The 19,505-nt window shown below is 71.4% G+C and carries 12 protein-coding genes; 4 read left to right on the forward strand and 8 right to left on the reverse strand.

The window, feature by feature from the left end; genetic code table 11:
- Positions 1–7 precede the first annotated feature (7 nt).
- The gene (locus tag ACTIGN_RS19930) at positions 8–1,639 is read left to right on the forward strand and encodes an ATP-binding protein (RefSeq protein WP_439627030.1); all 1,632 of its coding nucleotides are present in this window, start codon (positions 8–10) and stop codon (positions 1,637–1,639) included.
- A 146-nt stretch (positions 1,640–1,785) separates the two neighbouring features.
- Here the strand turns inward: ACTIGN_RS19930 and ACTIGN_RS19935 are convergent, their stop codons facing one another.
- Positions 1,786–4,029 (reverse strand): bifunctional SulP family inorganic anion transporter/carbonic anhydrase, encoded by a 2,244-nt coding sequence (locus ACTIGN_RS19935; RefSeq protein ID WP_439627032.1) that lies wholly within the window; start codon positions 4,027–4,029, stop codon positions 1,786–1,788.
- 124 nt (positions 4,030–4,153) lie between these two features.
- A complete protein-coding gene (locus ACTIGN_RS19940; RefSeq protein WP_439627034.1) occupies positions 4,154–4,504 on the reverse strand; it encodes a hypothetical protein in 351 nt (116 codons plus the stop codon).
- A 245-nt stretch (positions 4,505–4,749) separates the two neighbouring features.
- On the opposite strand from ACTIGN_RS19940, the gene ACTIGN_RS19945 reads away from it, so the two are divergent.
- A complete protein-coding gene (locus tag ACTIGN_RS19945) occupies positions 4,750–6,801 on the forward strand; it encodes a protein kinase domain-containing protein (protein WP_439627036.1) in 2,052 nt (683 codons plus the stop codon).
- A gap of 46 nt (positions 6,802–6,847) precedes the next feature.
- Here the strand turns inward: ACTIGN_RS19945 and ACTIGN_RS19950 are convergent, their stop codons facing one another.
- The 5 genes from ACTIGN_RS19950 to ACTIGN_RS19970 form a co-directional block, all read right to left on the reverse strand.
- On the reverse strand, positions 6,848–7,597 hold the full coding sequence (locus ACTIGN_RS19950) for a DUF4058 family protein (protein ID WP_439627038.1): 750 nt from the start codon (positions 7,595–7,597) through the stop codon (positions 6,848–6,850).
- A gap of 62 nt (positions 7,598–7,659) precedes the next feature.
- Positions 7,660–10,824: an efflux RND transporter permease subunit gene (locus tag ACTIGN_RS19955; RefSeq protein WP_439627040.1), complete on the reverse strand. Its 3,165-nt coding sequence runs from the start codon at positions 10,822–10,824 to the stop codon at positions 7,660–7,662.
- Positions 10,825–10,876: 52 nt separating this feature from the next.
- A complete protein-coding gene (locus tag ACTIGN_RS19960; protein ID WP_439627042.1) occupies positions 10,877–11,254 on the reverse strand; it encodes a four helix bundle protein in 378 nt (125 codons plus the stop codon).
- 52 nt (positions 11,255–11,306) lie between these two features.
- Positions 11,307–12,461: an efflux RND transporter periplasmic adaptor subunit gene (locus ACTIGN_RS19965; RefSeq protein ID WP_439627044.1), complete on the reverse strand. Its 1,155-nt coding sequence runs from the start codon at positions 12,459–12,461 to the stop codon at positions 11,307–11,309.
- A 149-nt stretch (positions 12,462–12,610) separates the two neighbouring features.
- Positions 12,611–13,339, reverse strand: a complete 729-nt coding sequence (locus tag ACTIGN_RS19970; RefSeq protein WP_439627046.1) for a TetR/AcrR family transcriptional regulator — start codon at positions 13,337–13,339, stop codon at positions 12,611–12,613.
- Positions 13,340–14,061: 722 nt separating this feature from the next.
- Between ACTIGN_RS19970 and ACTIGN_RS19975 the strand changes: the two genes are divergently transcribed.
- Positions 14,062–15,042 carry a DHH family phosphoesterase gene (locus ACTIGN_RS19975; RefSeq protein ID WP_439627048.1) on the forward strand — a complete coding sequence of 327 codons (981 nt, stop codon included), beginning with the start codon at positions 14,062–14,064 and terminating at the stop codon, positions 15,040–15,042.
- 107 nt (positions 15,043–15,149) lie between these two features.
- Entirely contained in the window at positions 15,150–16,910 is a 1,761-nt protein-coding gene (locus ACTIGN_RS19980) for a hypothetical protein (protein WP_439627050.1), read from the forward strand.
- Between the two features lie 187 nt (positions 16,911–17,097).
- Here the strand turns inward: ACTIGN_RS19980 and ACTIGN_RS19985 are convergent, their stop codons facing one another.
- Positions 17,098–19,320: a protein kinase domain-containing protein gene (locus ACTIGN_RS19985; protein ID WP_439627052.1), complete on the reverse strand. Its 2,223-nt coding sequence runs from the start codon at positions 19,318–19,320 to the stop codon at positions 17,098–17,100.
- Positions 19,321–19,505: the final 185 nt, after the last annotated feature.

The raw sequence follows: 19,505 nt of genomic DNA on the forward strand, positions 1-19,505 counted from the left end.
GCCGGTAATGATTGGGGAACACGAACTCGGGGCCGCTGGTCCGACGCCCCCGCTCTCGCGCCTCTCCCGGTACCTGTCCGAGCAGTCGCCGCTGCCGACGGTCGCCCTGCAGGGGGCGACGCACGTCGTGTCGTACCTCAACCCCGCCTTCGCGAGGCTCGTGGGCAAGGACCGGAGGGACCTCGTCGGCCGCTCGTTCGCCGAGGTCGTGCCGGAGGGGCCGGAGAACGGCTGCCTGGCGCTGCTCGACCGCGTGTTCCGCACGGGGGCGCCGGAGAACCTGGCCGAGCAGGAGCACCGCCAGCGGGAACCCGGGCCCGTGTACTGGTCCTACGCGGTGTGGGCGATCCTCGGGGAGGGGGACCTGCCGGCGGGAGTGATGGTCCAGGTGACGGACTCGACGGAGACCGCCGTCTACCGCCAGCGGGCGGCGGCCGTGAACGAGGCGCTGCTCGTCTCCGCGACCCGGCAGCACGAACTGGTCGAGGAGGCCGAGAGCCTCAGCACGCGGCTCCGGGCCGCCGTGCGGTCACGGGACCACTTCCTCGCGGTCCTCAGCCACGAGCTGCGGAACCCCCTCGCCGCGATGAGCGGAGCGGTGCACCTCCTCAAGCTGGCCGGGACCGAGCCGGCCGCGGCCGAGAGGTCCCGGGGCATGATGGAGCGGCAGCTGAAGCAGATGGTGCGGCTGGTGGACGACCTGCTCGACATCAGCCGGATCGCGACGGGCAAGCTGGAGATCCGCAGGGAGCGGGTGGACCTCGCGGCGGTGCTCCGGGACGCCGTTGAGGCGAGCCGCCCGCTGATCGACCGCCTGGGCCACGAGCTCACGGTCGCGCTGCCGCCCGACCCGCTCCCGCTGGACGCCGACCCGACCCGGCTCGCCCAGGTCTTCTTGAACCTGTTGAACAACGCCGCCAAGTACAGCGACCCGGGCGGGCACATCCGCCTGTCCGCCGCGCGGGACGGGACCGAGGCGGTGGTCCACGTCCGGGACACCGGGATCGGCATCCCCGCCGTCCACCTGCCCCACGTCTTCGAGGTCTTCGTCCAGGTGGACACGCACTGGCAGCGGGCGCAGGGCGGGTTGGGGATCGGGCTGTCGCTGGTCAAGGAGTTCGTCGCGCTGCACGGCGGCCGGATCGAGGCCCACAGCGAGGGGCTCGGGAAGGGCAGCGAGTTCGTCGTCCGCCTGCCCGCGGCGGTCGAGGCGCCGGCCCCCGAGGCGCCCGCCGCTGCGGCCGAGGAGGCGCGCGGGCCGCAGCGCCGCGTCCTCGTGGTGGACGACAACGGGGACGCGGCGGAGTCGCTCGCCCAGGTCCTGGGGATCATGGGTCACGAGGTGCGGACGGCCCACGACGGGGAGGCCGGGGTCGCGGCGGCGGCGGAGTTCCGGCCGGACGTGGTCCTTATGGACCTCGGGATGCCGAAGGTGGACGGCTACGAAGCCGCCCGCCGCATCCGGGCCGAGCCGTGGGGGCGCGCCCCGTACCTCGTGGCGCTGACCGGGTGGGGGGCCGACGACGACCGGCGGCGGGTCCACACCGCCGGGTTCGACCGCCACCTGGTCAAGCCGGTGGCCCTCGACGCCCTCACCGAGTTGCTCGCCGCCCTCGACCCCGCACCCCCCCGGCACTGATACCGAGTCCGGTGGAACCGGAACCGTGGTGGACGGGTCCGAGCCCGAGCGCCGAGCGAGGGTCAACGTGAACCTTCGCTCGGCGCTCGGGCTCGGATCAACACGACCCCAACAGATCCGGTATCACTCGTCATCACGGTTCGGCGTCACCCCTGGGGCAGGAACTCGAGGCCGCCGGTGGCCACGTCGTAGAGCGCGCCGACGACCATGATCCGCCCGTCCCGGACCAGCTCGGCCAGGGTCGTGCTCTGCTCCAGTGCCCGCCGCACCACGAGCTGCACGTTCTTCCGGGCCACCGCGTCCACGAACGCCTGGCGCTCGTCCGGGGGCAGCTTGTCCACGCCCCCGCACGCGGGCACGTCCACGGCCCGCTGGACCTCGTCGACAATGTGGTCGAGGTGCTGGCACCCGGTCGCCTCGCGGGCCGACTTCCCGGAGCACGCCAGGCCCACCGCGGCCGACACCGCCCCGCACCGGGTGTGGCCCATCACCACCACCAGCTTCGTGCCGGCCACGGCGCACGCGTACTCGACGCTCCCGAGCACGTTCGCGCTGGTCACGTTCCCGGCGATGCGGACGCTGAACACGTCGCCCACCCCGAGGTCGAAGATCAGCTCGACCGGGGCCCGGGAGTCGATGCAACTGAGGACCACGGCGAGCGGGTGCTGACCCCCCGCTGTCGCCAGCACCTGCCGGCTCAGGTCCCGGGTGATCCGCCGCCCGGTGTGGAACCGCTCGTGCCCGTCCTTGAGGATCTGTAGCACCTGCACCGGGGTGAGCGCCTCTTGCAGGTCCCGGGTCGAGTGGTCCACGTACTGGAGGCGGTCCTCCAGGTGGTACCGCTTGCGGAACCCGACGAGGCTCACCTGGACCCCGCGGGCCGGGCCGGTCACCTCGTCGAAGTCGCGGATCAGGTCGAGGATGTCCGGGTCGATGTAGTCGGTGCCCCGCGCGTCGAGCAGCACGTGCCCGCCGGTCGGCACCTCGTCGAAGATCTTCGCCAGCGCGGCCCGGTTCAGGAAGCTCACCTGCGTGGCCAGCTCGACGTGGACCACCTCGCCCCGGAGGTGCTTCTCGCGGAACACCCGGAGCGGCCGCCGCGCGTTGCTCCACAGGATGAACCCGGCGGCGACGGCCAGCCCGAGCATCACGCCGACGAGCAGGTCGGTGAACACGATGGCCACGACGGTCGTGGCGAACGGGACGAACTGGTGCCTCCCGCCGGCCCACATCTGCCGCACCAGGGCGGGGCTGGCGAGCTTCAGCCCGGTGACCAGCAGGATCGCCGCCAGGCACGACAGCGGGATCACGTTCAGCCACGCGGCGAACAGCGCGACGCTCACCAGCAGCAGCACCCCGTGGAACACGGCCGACGCCTTCGTCTGCCCGCCGGCGTTGATGTTCACCGAGCTGCGGACGATCACCGACGTGACCGGGAGCCCGCCGATCAGCCCGGACGCGACGTTCCCGACCCCCTGCGCGATCAGCTCGCGGCTCGGGGGCGAGTTCCGCTGCCGCGGGTCGATCTTGTCCACCGCCTCCAGGTTCAGGAGCGTCTCCAGCGACGCGACGGCCGCCAGGGTCAGCGCCGCGAAGTACACCGCGGGGTTGCTCAGGTGCTCGAACGCCGGGTGCCGCAGGAACCCGAGGAACTCGGAGAAGCTGCCGGCCACGGGCACCTGGACCATGTGCTTCGGCTCGATGGCCCACTCGCCCCCGAGGGTCCGGAACAGGGCGCTCAGGCCGACCCCGAGCAGCACCACGAGGAGCGGGGCCGGGACCGGCGACTTCTTCAACCGCTTCGAGCGGTCCCACCCGAACAGCAGGAGCACGGACAGCACCCCGACGACCGCGGCCCCCGTGTGGAAGTCGTCGACCGTGTCGATCAACTCGGTGAACGTGTTCCGCTGGTCGGGCTGGAAGAACGAGAAGTCGCCCTCCGGGTCCGGGTCGTGGCCGACGACGTGCGGGATCTGCTTCAAGATGAGGATGACGCCGATGGCGGCGAGCAGCCCCTTGATGACGCTCGAGGGGATGAACGCGGACAGGAACCCGGCCCGGGCCACCCCGAGCGCGATCTGGACCACCCCGGCGAGGACGACCGCGACGAGGAACGCCTCGAACGAGCCGAGCGCGGCGATCTGCGCGGCGACGACGGCCGTGAGGCCGGCGGCCGGGCCGGCGACGCTGGTGTGCGACCCGCTCAGCAGGCCGACGACGATCCCGCCGACGACGCCGGCGACCAGGCCGGAGAACAGCGGCGCGCCGGACGCGAGGGCGATGCCCAGGCACAGCGGTAGGGCGACCAGGAACACGACGAGGCCCGCGGTCAGGTCGCGGCGCGGGGAGAGCGGCGGCGGCGGCGGCGGGGGGAGAAGGCTTTCGGGCATGACGCAACGGTCCCTTGTCTCGGGTAATGAACGGGCGGGCAGCGGGGTCGGGCAGCGACGGGCGCACGGCCCCGGGCCGCGCGGGGGCGCGGCCGGGCGGGCGCGGGGAGGGACGTGACGGGGGCTAGCAGCGCAGCGTGGCCGACCGCACCGGCCGCGTGCGGGGCGCGGGCGGGGTGCCGCAGCGGATCTGAAGGGGGAGCGGGAGGAGGGCGACCGCGACCGGCCGCGCGCGGCGGAGGTCGCGGGCCGCACGGGCGGGAACGGGCGGGTCGTCGTCCGCGGCCGCGGAGCCGTCGCCCCCGGGCTCGCCCTCGGGGGCGTCGGCCTCGGACCCGGGGGCCGTGCGGGCGGTCCCGAGGACCACGGGCAGCGGGAGGAGGCCGGACGCGAACAGGCCGACGAACACCGCCAGCGCGCGGAACGCGCGGCAGGGGCGGTGACGGGCAACAGTCGTTCGCGTGGGAGACTCCATAAGGGTGCATTATCGCGGCCCGATTCGCCGGAGGCTACGGCAACCCGGATCGCTTTGCCTGGTCCCGCCCCCGCCCGCCGCAAGATTCGCTTTGCCCGCCGCCCTGCCCGGCCGGTAGACTTGCAGACCAGCACCGCACGTCTCGGCGGTTCCTTGTGTCGATCCAAACAGCGTGCCTAGTACTCGCACCGCCCGCCCCGCTCGCGGTCCCGCGGGCGTGGCCGGACCGGGAGCCGCCGCCACCAATGCCCGAATCCGAGCCCGAACCGCCCACGCAGCCCGACGGCCGCACTCCCCACGACGGGGCCGCGGACCGGCCCGCCGAGGTCGTGGGCGAGTACGAGTTGCAGTGCGAACTCGCGGCCGGCGGGATGGGCGTCGTGTACCGGGCGCGGCAGCGGAACCTGAACCGGGTCGTCGCGCTCAAGATGCTCCTCCCCGGCCGCCTGACCTCCGACGTGGGCCGGGCCCGGTTCCGGGCCGAGGCCGAGGCCACGGCCGAACTCGACCACCCGAACATCGTCCCCATCTTCGAGGTCGGGGAGCACGCCGGGCGGCCGTTCTTCACCATGAAGCTGATCGACGGGGGCACCCTCGCGGACCTGCTCCGCCGGTCCCCGCGGCCCCCGCTCCGCGACCTGGTGGCCGCGGTCGCCAAGGTGTGCCGGGCGGTCCACTTCGCGCACCAGCGGGGCATCCTGCACCGCGACCTGAAGCCCGGGAACGTGCTCGTCGACGCCGCGGGCGAGCCGTTCGTCGCGGACTTCGGGCTGGCCAAGCGGGTCGGGGCCGACGACGGGCTCACGGCGACCGGGGCGCTGCTCGGCACCCCCGCGTACATGGCCCCGGAGCAGGCCGGCGACACCGGCCACGGGGTCACCACGCTCACCGACGTGTACGCCCTCGGCGCGATCCTCTACGAGGTGCTCACCGGCCGCCCGCCGTTCGCGTCACGGGACCTCGGGTCGCTCCTGGCCCAGATCCGCGGCGACGCTCCGGTGCCGCCCTCGTCGGTCGGCGGCGAGGTGCCGCGCGACCTGGAACTGGTGTGCCTGAAGTGCCTCGGGAAGGTGCCGGCCGACCGGTACGCCTCGGCCCGTGAACTGGCCGAGGAACTGGACCGGTGGCTCCGCGGGGAGCCGGTCGAAGTCCGCGCCCCGGGTGCCCTCGCCCGGGCCGCGGCGTGGCTGCGGCACAACTCGCGGGCGGCCGTGTGGGTGTCGCTCATCGGGGTCGTCTGGGGGGTGTGCGGGCCGCAGCTCCCGATTGTGCTCGCGACACTCGGGACCATGATGCACGGGGCGGCCGACGCGGCGGCGCGGTTCCCCGGGGCCGACCCGCCGTGGCTCCTCCGGGTTCGTTGGGCGGTGCCGCCCGGCGCGTTCGTTGCGGTACTCGCCGTGAGTGCGGCCCTGCACCTCCTGGTCGGCATGGCCACGCACCTGGCGACCCGCTCGGGCGACCGGGACGCGCGCCTGGGGTGGGCAGCGGCCGCCGGCCTCATCGCGGGGGTCCTCGCGTTCACCCTTTACATTGGACCGGCGGCCGTGATCGCTACCGCGGTGGTCCCAGCAATCGGAGACCTGGACCTCCTCGCGGAAGCGTCCGCCCGTAATGCGCCGCCGGCCGGGGCAACGGGGCCCACCCCGGACCGGGTGCTGGAGCAGTACCCCGAGCTCGCCGCGGTCCCGGAGCGGGACCGCGGCCGGTTGCTCCGAGGCCGGGTGCTCGTGGCGAACATCGTGGGTGTCTACGAGGGGCTCGTGCTGGGGATGGTGCTGACCCTGGCCTACGCGATGCCGGTGGCCGTCGGGGGCACCCTGCTCGCGGCCGCGGTGGTGCGACGGACCGGGTCCCCGGCAGCCGCCCTGGTCCCGTACCTCGAGGTGTCGATGGCCGTGTCCGTCGGCTGGCTCGACCTGGTCATCCTGCTGCTCGACGCATCCGGCAGCATCCGGCTGCGGGGCATCGGGTTCGAGGGGTGGGTGATGACGGTGTTCCTCCTCACCGCACCGCCGTGGGTCGTCCTGCGCGGGTGGCAACTCCGCGACCGGTGGCGGACCTACGGCCTGGGCATGGGGGCCGTCATTCTGCTCGACCTTTGGACCTCCGACCCGGAGGCACACGTGGCGGGGGCGCGGTGGGCCGGGCTCGCCGCGTTCGCCCTGGTGGCCGCGGCGACGGCACGCCGCTGGTGGCGAGCCGCACCGGTACCGCCGCCGCACGCCCCGCACGCCGACCCGACCCGCACCCTCACCGCCCCGCCCGCGGTGCCGCCGACGAGGACCGATGCGTGACCGACGAACCCGCCCTGCGGGAGCGGCGGCGTGAGCCGCGATCAGCTTACGTGGGCGAAGTGTGTGCGGCGGGCGGTTCGAGCAGGGCACGGTCCTGCGGCACGACCGCGGCCCACGCCGCGAGGTACGTCGCCTCGACGGGCAGGTCGATCGAGTAGTCGGGTTCGAGGAACAGCGGCATGTCCGGGAGCGGCTGGCCGGCCGCGACGGGCTCGACGTAGCACCGCGGGGCCGGGTCAGCCGCTTCGTACGCGGCGAGCGTGAGGGGCTGGTCCGCGGGCTGGTCGAACCGCTCGCCCCCGAGTTCCTCCCAGATCAGCGAGTGGAGCCCGTGCGGCGTCCGCCGCGTCGCAGGGAACGGGTCGATCACCAGCGCGTGTACGCCCTCGTTCACCGCCCGCACCACCTTGCGGACGAACGACCCGACCGGGTAGCGCCCCGCCTTGTTGCCGGGCGAGACCAGTTCGATGATGGCGACCAGGCGGTCGCCGCTGGCGTGGCGAATTCCGATCCGGCGCTGGCGGAGGTGGGGCACCCGAGGCGTGGCGGTCGCTCGGTAGTGGACCCGGCCAGCGGCCGTCGCGGTGGGCGCGGGCCTCTGCGTGGGCGGCGGGGCCGGTTGCGTCTGAAGCGTCAGGACGTCTGGTCCCATCGTCCGCATCATCTGCTCGGCGCGGGCGTAGTACCCGGGTGGCAGGAGTCCGTTGTTCAGCGCGGCGCGGATCGCCACGAGCCACACCGTGTGGAAGTCGTGATACGCGCCAGGGGCGACGCGGGTCCAGTCATGGATCGGCATGGCGGCCTCCGGGGGTCACCCGCAGTTTAGCACCGCCGCGCCGCCGCACACAACGCCCCCCGTCACGCGGCGGCGGCCGCACCGGTCTTCGGCCGGGCGGGCGGCTTGGGGCGCTTCGCCCTCACGCGGGCGAGCCACCCGCCGGCGCGGCGCACGCGGTCCGAGAAGTCGTCCCACAGCGAGTACGCGACCGGCGTCACCAGCAGCGACAGCAGCAGCGACAGCAACTGCCCGCCGAGGATCACCTTCGCCATGCTCGCCCGCGCCCCGGCCCCCGGCCCCTGCCCGGTCGCGATCGGCACCATCGCCGCCACCAGCATCACCGTCGTCATCAGGATCGGCCGCAGCCGGGCCTCGTTGGCCCGCAGGATCGCCTCGTCGCGGGGCAGCCCCTTGGCGCGGAGCACGTTCGTGTAGTCCACCTGCAGGATGCCGTTCTTTTTCACGATGCCGAACAGCATGAACAGGCCGATCATCGCGTACACGTCGAGCGGCGTCTGGAGCACGAGCAGCGACAGCAGCGCGAACGGCAGCGTCAGCGGCACCGCGAGCAGGATCGTGATCGGGTGGACCAGGCTCTCGAACTGCGCCGCCAGGATCATGTACATGAACACGAACGCGAGCAGGAACGCCATCGCGAAGTTCGAGTTCGAGTCGGCCAGCAGCTTTGCCTCGCCGAGGAACTCGTACCGGTAGTCGGGCGGCATCTCCAGCGGCGTCACGTACCCCTCGACGACCGGCAGCGCGTTCCCGAGCGCCACGCCGGGGGTCAGGTTGCACTGGATGCCGATCTGCCGCTGCCGGTTGTACCGCTCGATGGTCGCCGGCCCCTTCTCGTGCTCGACCTTCGCGAACAGCCGCAACTCGACCGGCTTCCCGCCGGTGCCGGGGACCGTGAGGGCGGCGATCGCCGCGGGCCGGTCGCGGGACGCGAGGTCGGCCCGGAGCCACACGTCGTACTGCTCGCTCCCCTCCTTGTACTTCGTCACCGGCTCGCCGCCGACCAGCACCCCCAGGGCGGTCGCCAGGCCGCGCATGTCGGCCCCCTGGTCGGCGGCACGCTCGCGGTCCACCACGACCTGGAGTTCCGGGCTCCGGGTGGCCGCGTTCGTGTCCACGTCGGTGAACAGGTCGGGCCGGGCCCGCATCTCCTTGACGATCCGGGCCGCGTACTCCTCGAGCTTCTGCGAGTCCGGCCCGCGGAGGCTCAGGTCGAGCTGCGCGTTCTTGAACGCGCTGGAGCTGAACAGCTTCACCTCCTGCACCGCCGTCCGCAGGTCCGGGTAGTCGGCGAGCACGTCGCGGGCGTCCTGCATCGCGTCGCGCTGGTGGAACGGGCGGGCGTGCAGGTCGGTCATGCGACAGTAGATGTTCACCGCGGTCACGTCGCCCTGCCCCTTCGGGGCCTTGCCGTCGGTCGGCCCGATCGTGGTGAACACGTTCGTGACCCCGCGGACCTTCTTCAACCGCTCCTCCAGCTCGGCGCACTGCTTCTCGGCCTGTGCGAGCGTGGTCCCCTCTTTAAGGGTGATGGCGACCTCGAACTCGCTCTGGTCGTCCTTCGGGACGAAGTCGGACCCGACCGCGACGAACAGCGCCGGCGTGCTGAGGAACGTGAGCCCCGTGGCGACGACGATGACCCACCGGTGCCGCAGCGACCACGCCAGCACCGCGATGTAGCCGCGGGTCATCAGGCCCGTGCGGCGCGGGCCGTGGGCCGCGTCCGGGCCGGCGTGGACCGGCTTCAGGAACCGCGCGCACAGCATCGGCGTGAGCGTGAAGCTGATGACCATGCTCAGGATGATGGCGAACCCGACCACGAACCCGAAGCTGTTGAAGAACCGCCCGACCTGCCCCGACATGAACGCGATCGGCGCGAAGATGACGGCCAGCGACAGCGTCGTCGCCAGCACCGCCAGCGCGATCTCCTGCGTCGCGGAACTGGCCGCCTCCCACCCCGTCTTGCCGTACTCCTCCATGTGCCGGAACACGTTCTCCAGCACCACCACCGCGTCGTCGATGACGATGCCCACGGCCAGGATCAGCCCGAGGAGCGTCATGTTGTTCAGGCTGAACCCCATCAGGTCCATGAACGCGAACGTGCCGATGATGCTCGTGGGCACCGCGGTCGCCGCGATGAGCATGGTCCGCACGTCGCGGATGAACAGGAAGATCACCCCGGCGACCAGGAACGCGGCCAGCACGAGGTGGAACTTGACCTCGTCGATCGACCCCTTGATGAACTTCGACTGGTCGCGGATCACTTCGAGTTGGATGTCGGCCGGGAGCGCGGCCCGGATCTTCTCCAGCCGCGCCTTCACCGCCTCGGCCACGGCCACCGTGTTCCCGCCGCTCTGCTTCTGGATCACGAGGCTCACCGCGACGTTCCCGTCGAGCCGCGACTTGCCCCGCGGCTCCTCGACGCTGTCGGTCACCGCCGCCACGTCCTTCAGCCGCGTCGTGTACCGGGTGCCGTCGTCGCCGACCCGGTTGATGATGATCTCCTCGAAGTCCCTCGGGGTCCGCACGCGGCCGACGACCCGCAGCCCGAACTCGGTCGCGCCGGTCTCGACCTTGCCGCCGGGCAGTTCGAGGTTCTGGTCGGCGAGGGCGCGGCGCACGTGCTCGACCGTGAGCCCGCGGGCGCGGAGGTCGGCCGGCCGCACCACGACGTTCACCGCCCGCGTCTCGCCGCCGACGAGCACCACCGCCCCGACCCCCGACACCGCTTCGAGGTCCTCCTTGATGAGCTTCTTGGCGATCTCGGTGACCTCCTTGAGCTTCCGCCCCGGGCCGCCGGACACCGCGACCGTCACCACCGGCGCGGCGTCGAGGTTGAACTTCTCGACGACCGGCGGGTCGGTGCCGACCGGGAGCCGCGGGAGCAGCGTTGAGACCTTGTCGCGGACGTCCTGGGCGGCGATGTCGCCGTTCTTCTCGAGCTTGAACCCGACGACGACCGTGGACACCCCCTCCCGCGTGGTGCTCCGCAACTCGTCGATGCCCGAGACGGTGTTGACGGCCTCCTCGACCGGCTTGGTGACGGCCGACTCCATCTCCTCGACGCTCGCGCCCTTGAGCGTGGTGGTGACCACGACCACGGGCACGTCGACGTTGGGGAACAGCTCGACCCCGAGCCGCGCGTACGACGCGATGCCGAGCACCACCGGCCCGAGGACGAGCATGGTGGTGAACACCGGCCGGCGGATGCAGACGTCCCAGATCATGAGTCGTCAAGGCCTCAAGTCGTCAGGTCATCAAGTTAAAGACGCCGCGTCGTCAGCCGCCGGTTCGCCTCGCGAGGTACGAGATGAACCGGCTGAGCATGCGGGAGACTTCCAGGCACAGCGCGTACAGTTCCTCGAACTGTTGGTCCGTCACGTGCTTCGCGTCGTGCGCGATGATGAGCTGGCTCCGGACCTCCCCGGCGGACCCCTTGGCCATCGAGAGGAAGTGGCGGAAATCCTTGTCCCCGCTCTCGCGCTCGAACCCTTCCGCGATGCACGACATCGTCGAGATCGCGGCGTTCCGGATCTGGTCCCGCAGCCCGAAGTCGCGGGCGAAAGCACCGGCGCTCGACACCTCGTACAGCTTGCTGGTCAGTACCCGCGCCCGCTTCCAAACGTCCAAGTCCTCGAACCGCTGCACCGTGGCCATGCCGGCTCCTCGTCTTGACCTGACGACTTGACGACCTGAACACCTGACGACCTCACCGCACCCGTACCGGTGACCCGTCGACCAACTGCGACTGGCCGCTCGTGATCACCCGCGCGTCGGCCTTGAGGGGGCCGCGGACCTCGGCCCAGTCCTTCTCGCGGGCCCCGACCTCGATCTCGATCCCCTTCGCGACGTCACCCTCGACGACGTACACCTTTGTCACCCCGGCGAACGTCACCACCGCCTCGGGCGGGACCGTCAGCACCGCGGCGTCGGTCCGCACCAGCACCTCGGCGTTCGCGAACCCGCCGGCCTTCAGCTTCCGCCCGCAGTTCGGCACCTCGACCTCGGTGACGAACGTGCGGTTCTCCGGGTCCACCGTCGGGAACACGCGGGCCACCGTGCCGGGGAACACCGCACCCGGGTACGCCTCGACCCGCACGTCGACCGGGAGCCCGACCCGCACGTCCGGCGAGTACCGCTCGGGCACCGCGACCCGCAGCTTCAGGACGTGGTCGGTCACGAGCCGGTAGGCGTTCGTCACCCGCATCGGGCTGATCGTCGCGCCCTTGCTCACCATCCGCGCCGCGACCGAGTACCGGACCGGGTTCGCGGCCGCGCCGAGCACCGCCGACCACGCGGGCCAGTCGTCGGGGACCGGGGCGCGGAGCTGCGTCTCGCGGAGCCGGTCCTCGGCGTCGTCGAGCGCCGACTGGAGCCGCCGCGCGTGCGCCAGCGTCACCCGGGCCTCGGTCTCGGCGAGGTCGACCCCGACCCGGGCGACCTTCGCCTTGGTCCGGGCCGTGTCGAGCGTCTGAACGGAGCCGACGCCCCGCTTCATTTCCTCCTCGATGCGCGCGAAGTCCTTCTCCGCGAGTTCCAGGTTCGCACGCGCCTGCGCGACCGAGTCGACGACCGGCAGGTGCGACAGGAACGCGGCGTCGCTCGCGGGCAGCGCGTCGAGCCGGAGCTTCCTCAGCTCGGCCTGGAGGGCCGGTTCGGCCTGGCCGATGGCGAGCTTCGCGTCGGTCGGGTCGAGTTCGAGCAGCACCTCGCCGGGGAACGCCGTGTCGCCCGCGTCCTTGAGGACGCGCAGGACCCGGCCGTCGATCTTCGGCGCGAGCAGCACGTCTTCATGGGCGTACAGCGTACCAACCCCCGCCACCGTCCGCCGCAACGCGACCGGCTTCACGGGGGCGACCGTCACCGCGGTCGCCTGCGAGCCGGCCCTGCCCGTCGGCTCGGCCTTCGGGGCGCAAGAACAGACAAGGAGAAGGGGAGACAACGAGACAAGGAGATAGATCACCCGCCTGGTGCGAGGACGCGGTGCCCGGTGATCGGATGCGGTGCGCTGGGTCATGGCTTCTTCTCCCCCTCTCCGTGTCTCCCGGTCTCCCCCTCTTCCGCCCCCGGTCCGCGTGTCCCCGAGTGCGTGGCCAAAATGCCGTTCAGGATCACGTCGGTCACGTCGCGGGCCTGCGCCTCGGGGTCGGCCGGGCGGCCCGAGAGCAGGTTCGTCAGGATCGTGCCGTAGAGCAGGTCGCCGATGACCGCGAACAGCCGCTCCATCGGCATCGGACGCACGGCCCCGGTGTCCACCAGGCGGCGGAAGAACGCGGCGTGCTTGCAGGTGTGCTCGTCGTCGCTCTGGGCGGCGAAGTACAGCGGCCGGTGGTGGTGCGGGAACGCGGCCCGCTCCTGGATGAACAGTTCGGCCATCTCCGGGTGCCGGTGGAAGTACCCGAGGTACGTGCGGATCGCCAGCACCAGGTGGTCGAGAGGGGCGAGCGAGGTGTCCAGCACCCGGTCCATCTCGTCGGTGAGCAACCGCAGCCCGCGCTCGACGGCCGCGAGGAACAACCGCTCCTTCGTCTCGAAGTACCGGAACACCGTGCCGTTCCCGACGCCGAGGTGGTTGGCGATCGTCTGCACCTGCGTGTTGGCGAACCCGTACCGGGCAAACTCGCGGCCGGCGACGTCCAGGATTTGCTCCTTGCGACGAGCTTCCAACTCCGGGTTCCGCGGCCGCCCGCGAATCGGCCGGGCGTTCGCCTCCCCTGGTTTTTCGAGCGAATCGGTCGACATGAGCGACGCACCGCGGGAGGAGAGTTCATTAACGGACTGATCCGTCCGCTAAACTATACCCCCTAGTTACGAAAGCGACAAGCCCAACCATCCCCAGGTTCGCGAAATCGCTGTCCGATTGTCAGGCGCTCGAGGCGTGCCCCGGGCTTCCCCTCCGGGCAAAGGTGTAGCGGACACAACCCCGATTCCGAGCGGACCGCCCGTGGCGCGTTAGCCGGGCGTTTCGGTGGGTTCGCTGCGGAGCAGTTGAGGCCGGATGTGTGCCCGACGCGAGCGGCTCGTGCGGGGCGTCAGACGTCTTCGCGAGGCCCTCCCCCTCGTTCGCGAGGAGCCGGGGGTCGTGTGCGAGGCTCGCCCCCCCGTTCGCGAGGGGTCCGACGCGCTTGCGAGGAGTTGGGCGTCTTCGCGAGGAGTCGGCGTCGATTGCGGAGACCCCTCCCCCGACCCGCCGCACAAGGTTCACGCCGCACCTCAACGGCCCGGCAGTCGGAACCCGCGGGCTCGGAACCCGCGGACCCGAGTCTCCGGCACGCGCCCGCGGGCGTCGCGGAGCCCCAAAAACGGCACATTCGCCTCGCTTCGCCGTGCGCGTCAGTCTTTTTCTGGCGGCTTCGTGGTGCCGCTCTCGCTGGGAGTGGTGAGGCACACCAGCGCGTGCGTTTTCCTTGTAGCGCCGGAACGGGACACCTAGAATACCCACTCCCTCGCCACCGGTACGCATCATGCCCCTGGACTGGTCCCCGCTCGTCGAGTTCCTGCGAACGCACGACCGCCCGCTGCTGATGACGCACATCCGCCCGGACGCGGACGGCCTCGGCTCGCAGCTCGCGGTCCACTCCGCCCTCACCGCCCTCGGCAAGAAGCCGCGGGTCGCCATCGCCAGCAAGCTCCTGCCCCGGTACACCTTTTTGGACCCGCAGCGCCAGATTATTGAGGACTTCAAGCCCGCGGCGTTCGCCGAGTGCGACTGCGTTGTGGTGCTCGACACGGGCACCTGGAACCAGCTCGGCGACTTCGGGGACTGGCTCAAGGGGTCGCCGGTGCCGCGGGCCGTGGTCGACCACCACCGCACCCAGGACGACCTCGGCGGCCTCCAGCTCGTGGACACGGCCGCCGAGGCGACCGGCCGGCTCGCCTACGAGATCATCAAGGCGCTGGGCGCGCCGATCGACAAGGCCGCCGCGAACAACATGTTCATGGCGCTGGCGACCGACACCGGCTGGTTCCGGCACCCGAACGCGACCGCCGCGACGTTCGCCCTCGCGGCGGTCCTCACCGACCTCGGGGCCGAGCCGACGAAGCTGTACGAGCACCTGTACGAGGCCGCGCCGCTCGCCCGGTTCCGGTTAACGGGGGTCGCGCTCGAGCGGTTGCAGGTGCGGGCCGGCGGGCGGGTGGCGTACACCGAGATCTACCTGACCGACTACGCCGCGACCGGCTCGGTGCCGGGCGACACCGAGGACCTCATCAACTACCCCCGCGGCGTCGAGGGGGTCGAGGTCGGCCTCGTGTTCATCGAGCAGCCGGGCGGCGGGACGAAGATCAGCTTCCGCGCCCGGTCTCTGGTGGACGTGTCGAAGGTCGCCGAGCAGTTCGGCGGCGGCGGGCACCGGCTCGCCAGCGGCGCACGAACGAACCTGCCCCTGCCCGAGACCCGCGACCGGGTGCTCGCGGCGATCGAAGCCGCCCTCCGGGGCGAGTAAATTCGAAGCACGAAATCCGAAATCCGACACCGGAGCCCGGAACGGAGGCCGCCTTCCGTTCGGATTTCGTGCTTCGAATTTCGAGTTTATTCCCGAAGGGGTTTGCGATGTCCGCTCCCGCCGCCGAGTCCCGGTTCACGCTCCGCGACCTGCCGATCCCCGCGAAGCTCGTCGCGACGTGCTTCCTGCTGTCCGTCGGGCTCGGGTACACCACCGCGATGGTGCAGCTCCACTTCCAGGACTCGAAGTCCGGCGAGCCGATGCCCACGCTGCACGACGTGGTGCTGAAGTTCACCGGCAAGAAGTGGTTCGACACCGAGCCCCCGCGGCCGGTGAGCAAGTTCACCCAGCTCATCACCGCGTCGAGCGGCACGTTCGGCAGCAACGGCACCATGCTCCCGGCGTTCTTCGAGAAGGACCCTGCGTTCAACAAGGCGCTCCGCGGCGGCATCGACGCCACCAAGCTCCGCGGCGAGCGCGAGGGCGAGCGGGACGCGCTCGTGCTGTGGGCCAACGCCCCGCCCGACGAGCGCAAGGCGGCGTACGAGGCCGACGGCTTCGTGGTCGCCGCCGACAAGATGCCCAGGGCGATCACCGGCAAGTTCGTGACCGGCGACGCGGTGAAGGTGAAGACCCTCATCGACGCCCGGTGCGCGAACTGCCACCGGAACGGCGGGGACGATTCCAAGGCCGCGGCGTTCCCGCTCGACACGTACGACGCGATCGCCAAGTACCTCGCGGTGCCGGCGTCGGCCCCGTTCCCGCCCGGCGGCGGGTGGGTGCGGGTCGAGGAGCCGATCAGCCTGGAGAAGCTCACGCAATCGACGCACGCCCACCTGCTCAGCTTCGCGGTGCTGTTCTCCCTCACCGGGCTCGTGTTCGCGTTCTCGTCGTACCCGACCGTGGTGCGGTGCATCGTGTCGCCGCTCGTGCTGCTCGCCATCGTCACCGACGTGACGTTCTGGTGGGTCGCCCGGCTGAGCGACGGCTACGGCGTGTACTTCGCGATGGGCATCATGGGGACCGGCGGGGTCGCCGGCCTGGGGCTGACGGCGCAGATCGTCCTCGGCGTGTGGAACATGTACGGCCCGAAGGGGAAGCTCGTGCTCGCGCTGCTGTTCCTCGCCGCGGGGGCGCTCGGCGGGCTCATCATGCAGAAGATCGTGATGCCGGGGCTGGAGGCGAAGAAGGCCGAGGCGGTGGCGAAGGTGCGGGCCGAGGCGGAGAAGAAGCCCGACGAGAAAAAGGAGCCGCCGAAGAAGGAGCCCGAGAAGAAGGTCGAGGACACGAACCCGCCCGAGAAGAAGGACCCGGACCCGAAGCCCGAGGACAAGAAGGGGCCGGACCTCACCCAGCCGCCCAAGAAGGGGACCGAGGTGATCGTGCCGAAACTCGTCGGCGGCGTGAGCGTCATGGACCGGGCGCTGGAGTTCCCGGTCAAGGACGCCGACGGCAAGGAGATCCCGCTCCTGAAGTTGCCGTTCGACAAGGGCGGCAAGAAGAACATGGTGCGGGCGTTCTTCGACAAGGACGCCGGCGACTACGCCGCCGCGGTGAAGGCGAAGGACCAGGAGGCGCTCGACAAGCTGACGCCCGAGCGGCACGCGGAACTGGCTGCCCTGCGGGAGTGGATGCAACTCCCCGAGGCGCAGCGCAAGAAGACGTTCGACGACGACGCGTTCCCGATGCCGGCCGAGCTGGCGAAGAAGCCGTTCACCGCCGACTACGTGAAGGACGGGAAGGTGATGATCAAGGCCATCGTGACGGACCGGTGCGTGCGGTGCCACGACACCGAGGAGAAGACGACGTTCAACAACTACGCCACGCTCCGCCCGTATCTGGAGCCGAAGCCGCCCGAGAAGAAGTGACCGGGTTCACAAAGTAGGCGACTCGCTCCGCGAGCCGCGCCCCGGCGCAACACCAGGTCTCGGACCTGGTGGCACAGGCCTCTGGCCTGTGAAAGCGAACACAGGCCAGAGGCCGGTGCCACCGGACCCTGACCGCGCCGATCAGGCGCACGGTGTCTCTCGCGGAGCGAGTGACCTACCTTCAAGATCACTCCTTCTTCATCACGAGCCGCGCCATCGCGTCGGCGAACGCGGCGGCGTCGCGTTCGCCGCCCGCGGTGACGATGTTCCCCGCGACAACGACCCGCTCGTCCTTCCAGGTGATCGTCTTCTCCGCCGCGAGCCCGGGGAAGCCCTTCTGGAGCATTTCGCTCTTCGCTGCGGCCTTCTCTCGAAGAAACCCGTGAACGACGAGCACGCGCTCGCCCACGCAGATGGCCCCGATCGGCTTCCCCGCGTCGTTGAACCTCTTGATGAGTTCCTTCGTCTGCTTGGGGAGCGTGTAGTCGCCGTCCTTCGGCTCCACGTACTCGCTCACGTTGTACCCGCAGAACATGACGCCCGAGTAGTGGGCGGCGTCGGCGTTCTCGAGGCGGACGTCCACCGGGACCGAGCGGAGCGGCTCGGCCGGGCCGTTGCGCACGAACGTGGCGTGCCCGCCCTGCCCCGAGGCGACCGCGACCCGCACGCCGTGCTGCCGCAACTGGTTGACGACCGGCCCGAAGTCCGGCCCCCACAGCCCGTCGCTCGGCACCACGTACAGCAGCGGCCCCGGCCCCTTCCCGGGCGGGAACGGCAGCGGCGGCTCCTTCTTCGGGTAAGGCGGCCCCTTCTTCTCCTCGCCGTTGGGGAACTTCTTCTCGTCGCCGGCGGGCCACTTCGGGTCGGTGTTACCCGCCGGCGGCTTCTTGTCGGTCCGGGTCGGCGTCGCGCTCGCGACCGGGCCGGGGGTGGTATCGGGCGACACCTTCGGCGGCTCCGCCTTCTTCCCGCCGGTCGCGGCGATGGCCAGCGCCACCAGCATGAGCCCCGCCGCGACCGCCCCGATCTTCGCCGCCGGGTGCGCGTACCACGGCTTGGTCTTCTGCCGCTTCGCCTTCTTCTTCCGCGGGCGCTGTTCCTCGACGAGCGTGCGCTGCCGGTCCTCGGGCTCGGTGTCGAGCGTCTCGACGTCCGCGACCTGCTGGAGCCCGACGCCGGACGCGGGTGCGGTCGCGCCGTCGAGCGCCTCGAACCGGGGCTCGACCTCCGCGGCTGCCCGCACGAACGGCTGGAGCGCGACGGCCGCGTCGCCTGCGGTGTCGAACCGGTCGCCGGGCTTCTTCGCGAGCATCTTGTCGAGCACCGCCGCGAGCCCCTCCGGAACGTCGGGCCGCAGCTCGCGGACGTCGGGCGGGGGCTGCTCGGTGTGCGCGAGGAGCTTGTCGATCAGCGACGGGGCGGCCGCGAACGGCGGCTTCCCGACCAGAAGGAAGAACAGCGTGCAGCCGAGGCTGTAGATGTCGGACCGCGAGTCGACGGCGTGCGAGTTCTTCGCCTGCTCGGGTGACAGATAGTCCGGCGTTCCCATGAGCAGGTTCGGGTTGGTGAGCGGGTCGGCGACCGGGCGGCCCGCGCCGAACGGGAGCCGGCCGCCGGGGGCGGTGCTCGCGGCCGCGCCGTCCCCGTCGTCGGTGTGGACGAACCGGGCCAGGCCGAAGTCCATCACCTTCACCTGCCCCTTGCGGGTCACCATCATGTTCTGCGGCTTGATGTCGCGGTGAACCATCCCCTTCTCGTGCGCGTGCTGGAGCCCGAGCGCCGCCTGCCGGGTGAACGCGGCCGCGAGCTGGACCGTCGCCGGCCCCTTCTTCGCGACGAACCGGTCGAGGCTCACCCCCTCGACGAACTCCATGACGAGGAAGTGGAGCCCGCCGGCCTCGTCGGCGTCGTGGGCGGTGACGATGTTCGGGTGGTTGATCTGGGCGGCGGCGCGGACCTCCTTGCGGAACCGCTCGACGGCCCCGGGCTTCGCCGTCAGGTGCGGGGCCATGACCTTCAGCGCCACGGGCCGGCCCATGATGCGGTGCTCGGCCTTGTACACGACCCCCATCCCGCCGGCCCCGAGTTCGCGGATCACCTCGTACCTCGGGTGGTCGCGGAGCGCAGCGGGGATGCCGTCGTCGCCGACCGTGGCGGACGCGCCGCTCGGCGGGTCGGCGACGGTGCGGGTCGCGGCGGGCGTCGCGGCGCACTCCGGGGTCTTGTCGGCGATGGCGGCCGCCTGGCGGGCGAGGGCCGCGAGGGTGTCGTCCGGGACGCACGAGATCAGGGCGCAGCAGGCGGAGCACGTCGCGATGTGCTCGGCCACGACCGCGAGTTCGGTGGCCGGCAGGTCGCCGCGGGCGAAGGCCGCGAGCGCGTCGGGCGTCGGGTGGGTGGCAACGGCCATTGGGCGACTCCTGAGCGGGCGGGAGAACAGCGGCTCGTGCGGCCACAGAGATATGATGGCACCAACGCCCCGAACCTGTCAGGAAAATGTCCGCAGCGGTGACAAACGCGGAAGAGGTGGTTCCGAAGGGAGTTGTGTGGACTTGGCGAGCCGGGAGCGTGAGCGACCGGAGCAACGTTGCTCCG

Origin of the sequence: Gemmata sp., from assembly GCF_051859125.1 — a bacterium.
Taxonomy (GTDB): Bacteria; Planctomycetota; Planctomycetia; order Gemmatales; family Gemmataceae; genus Gemmata.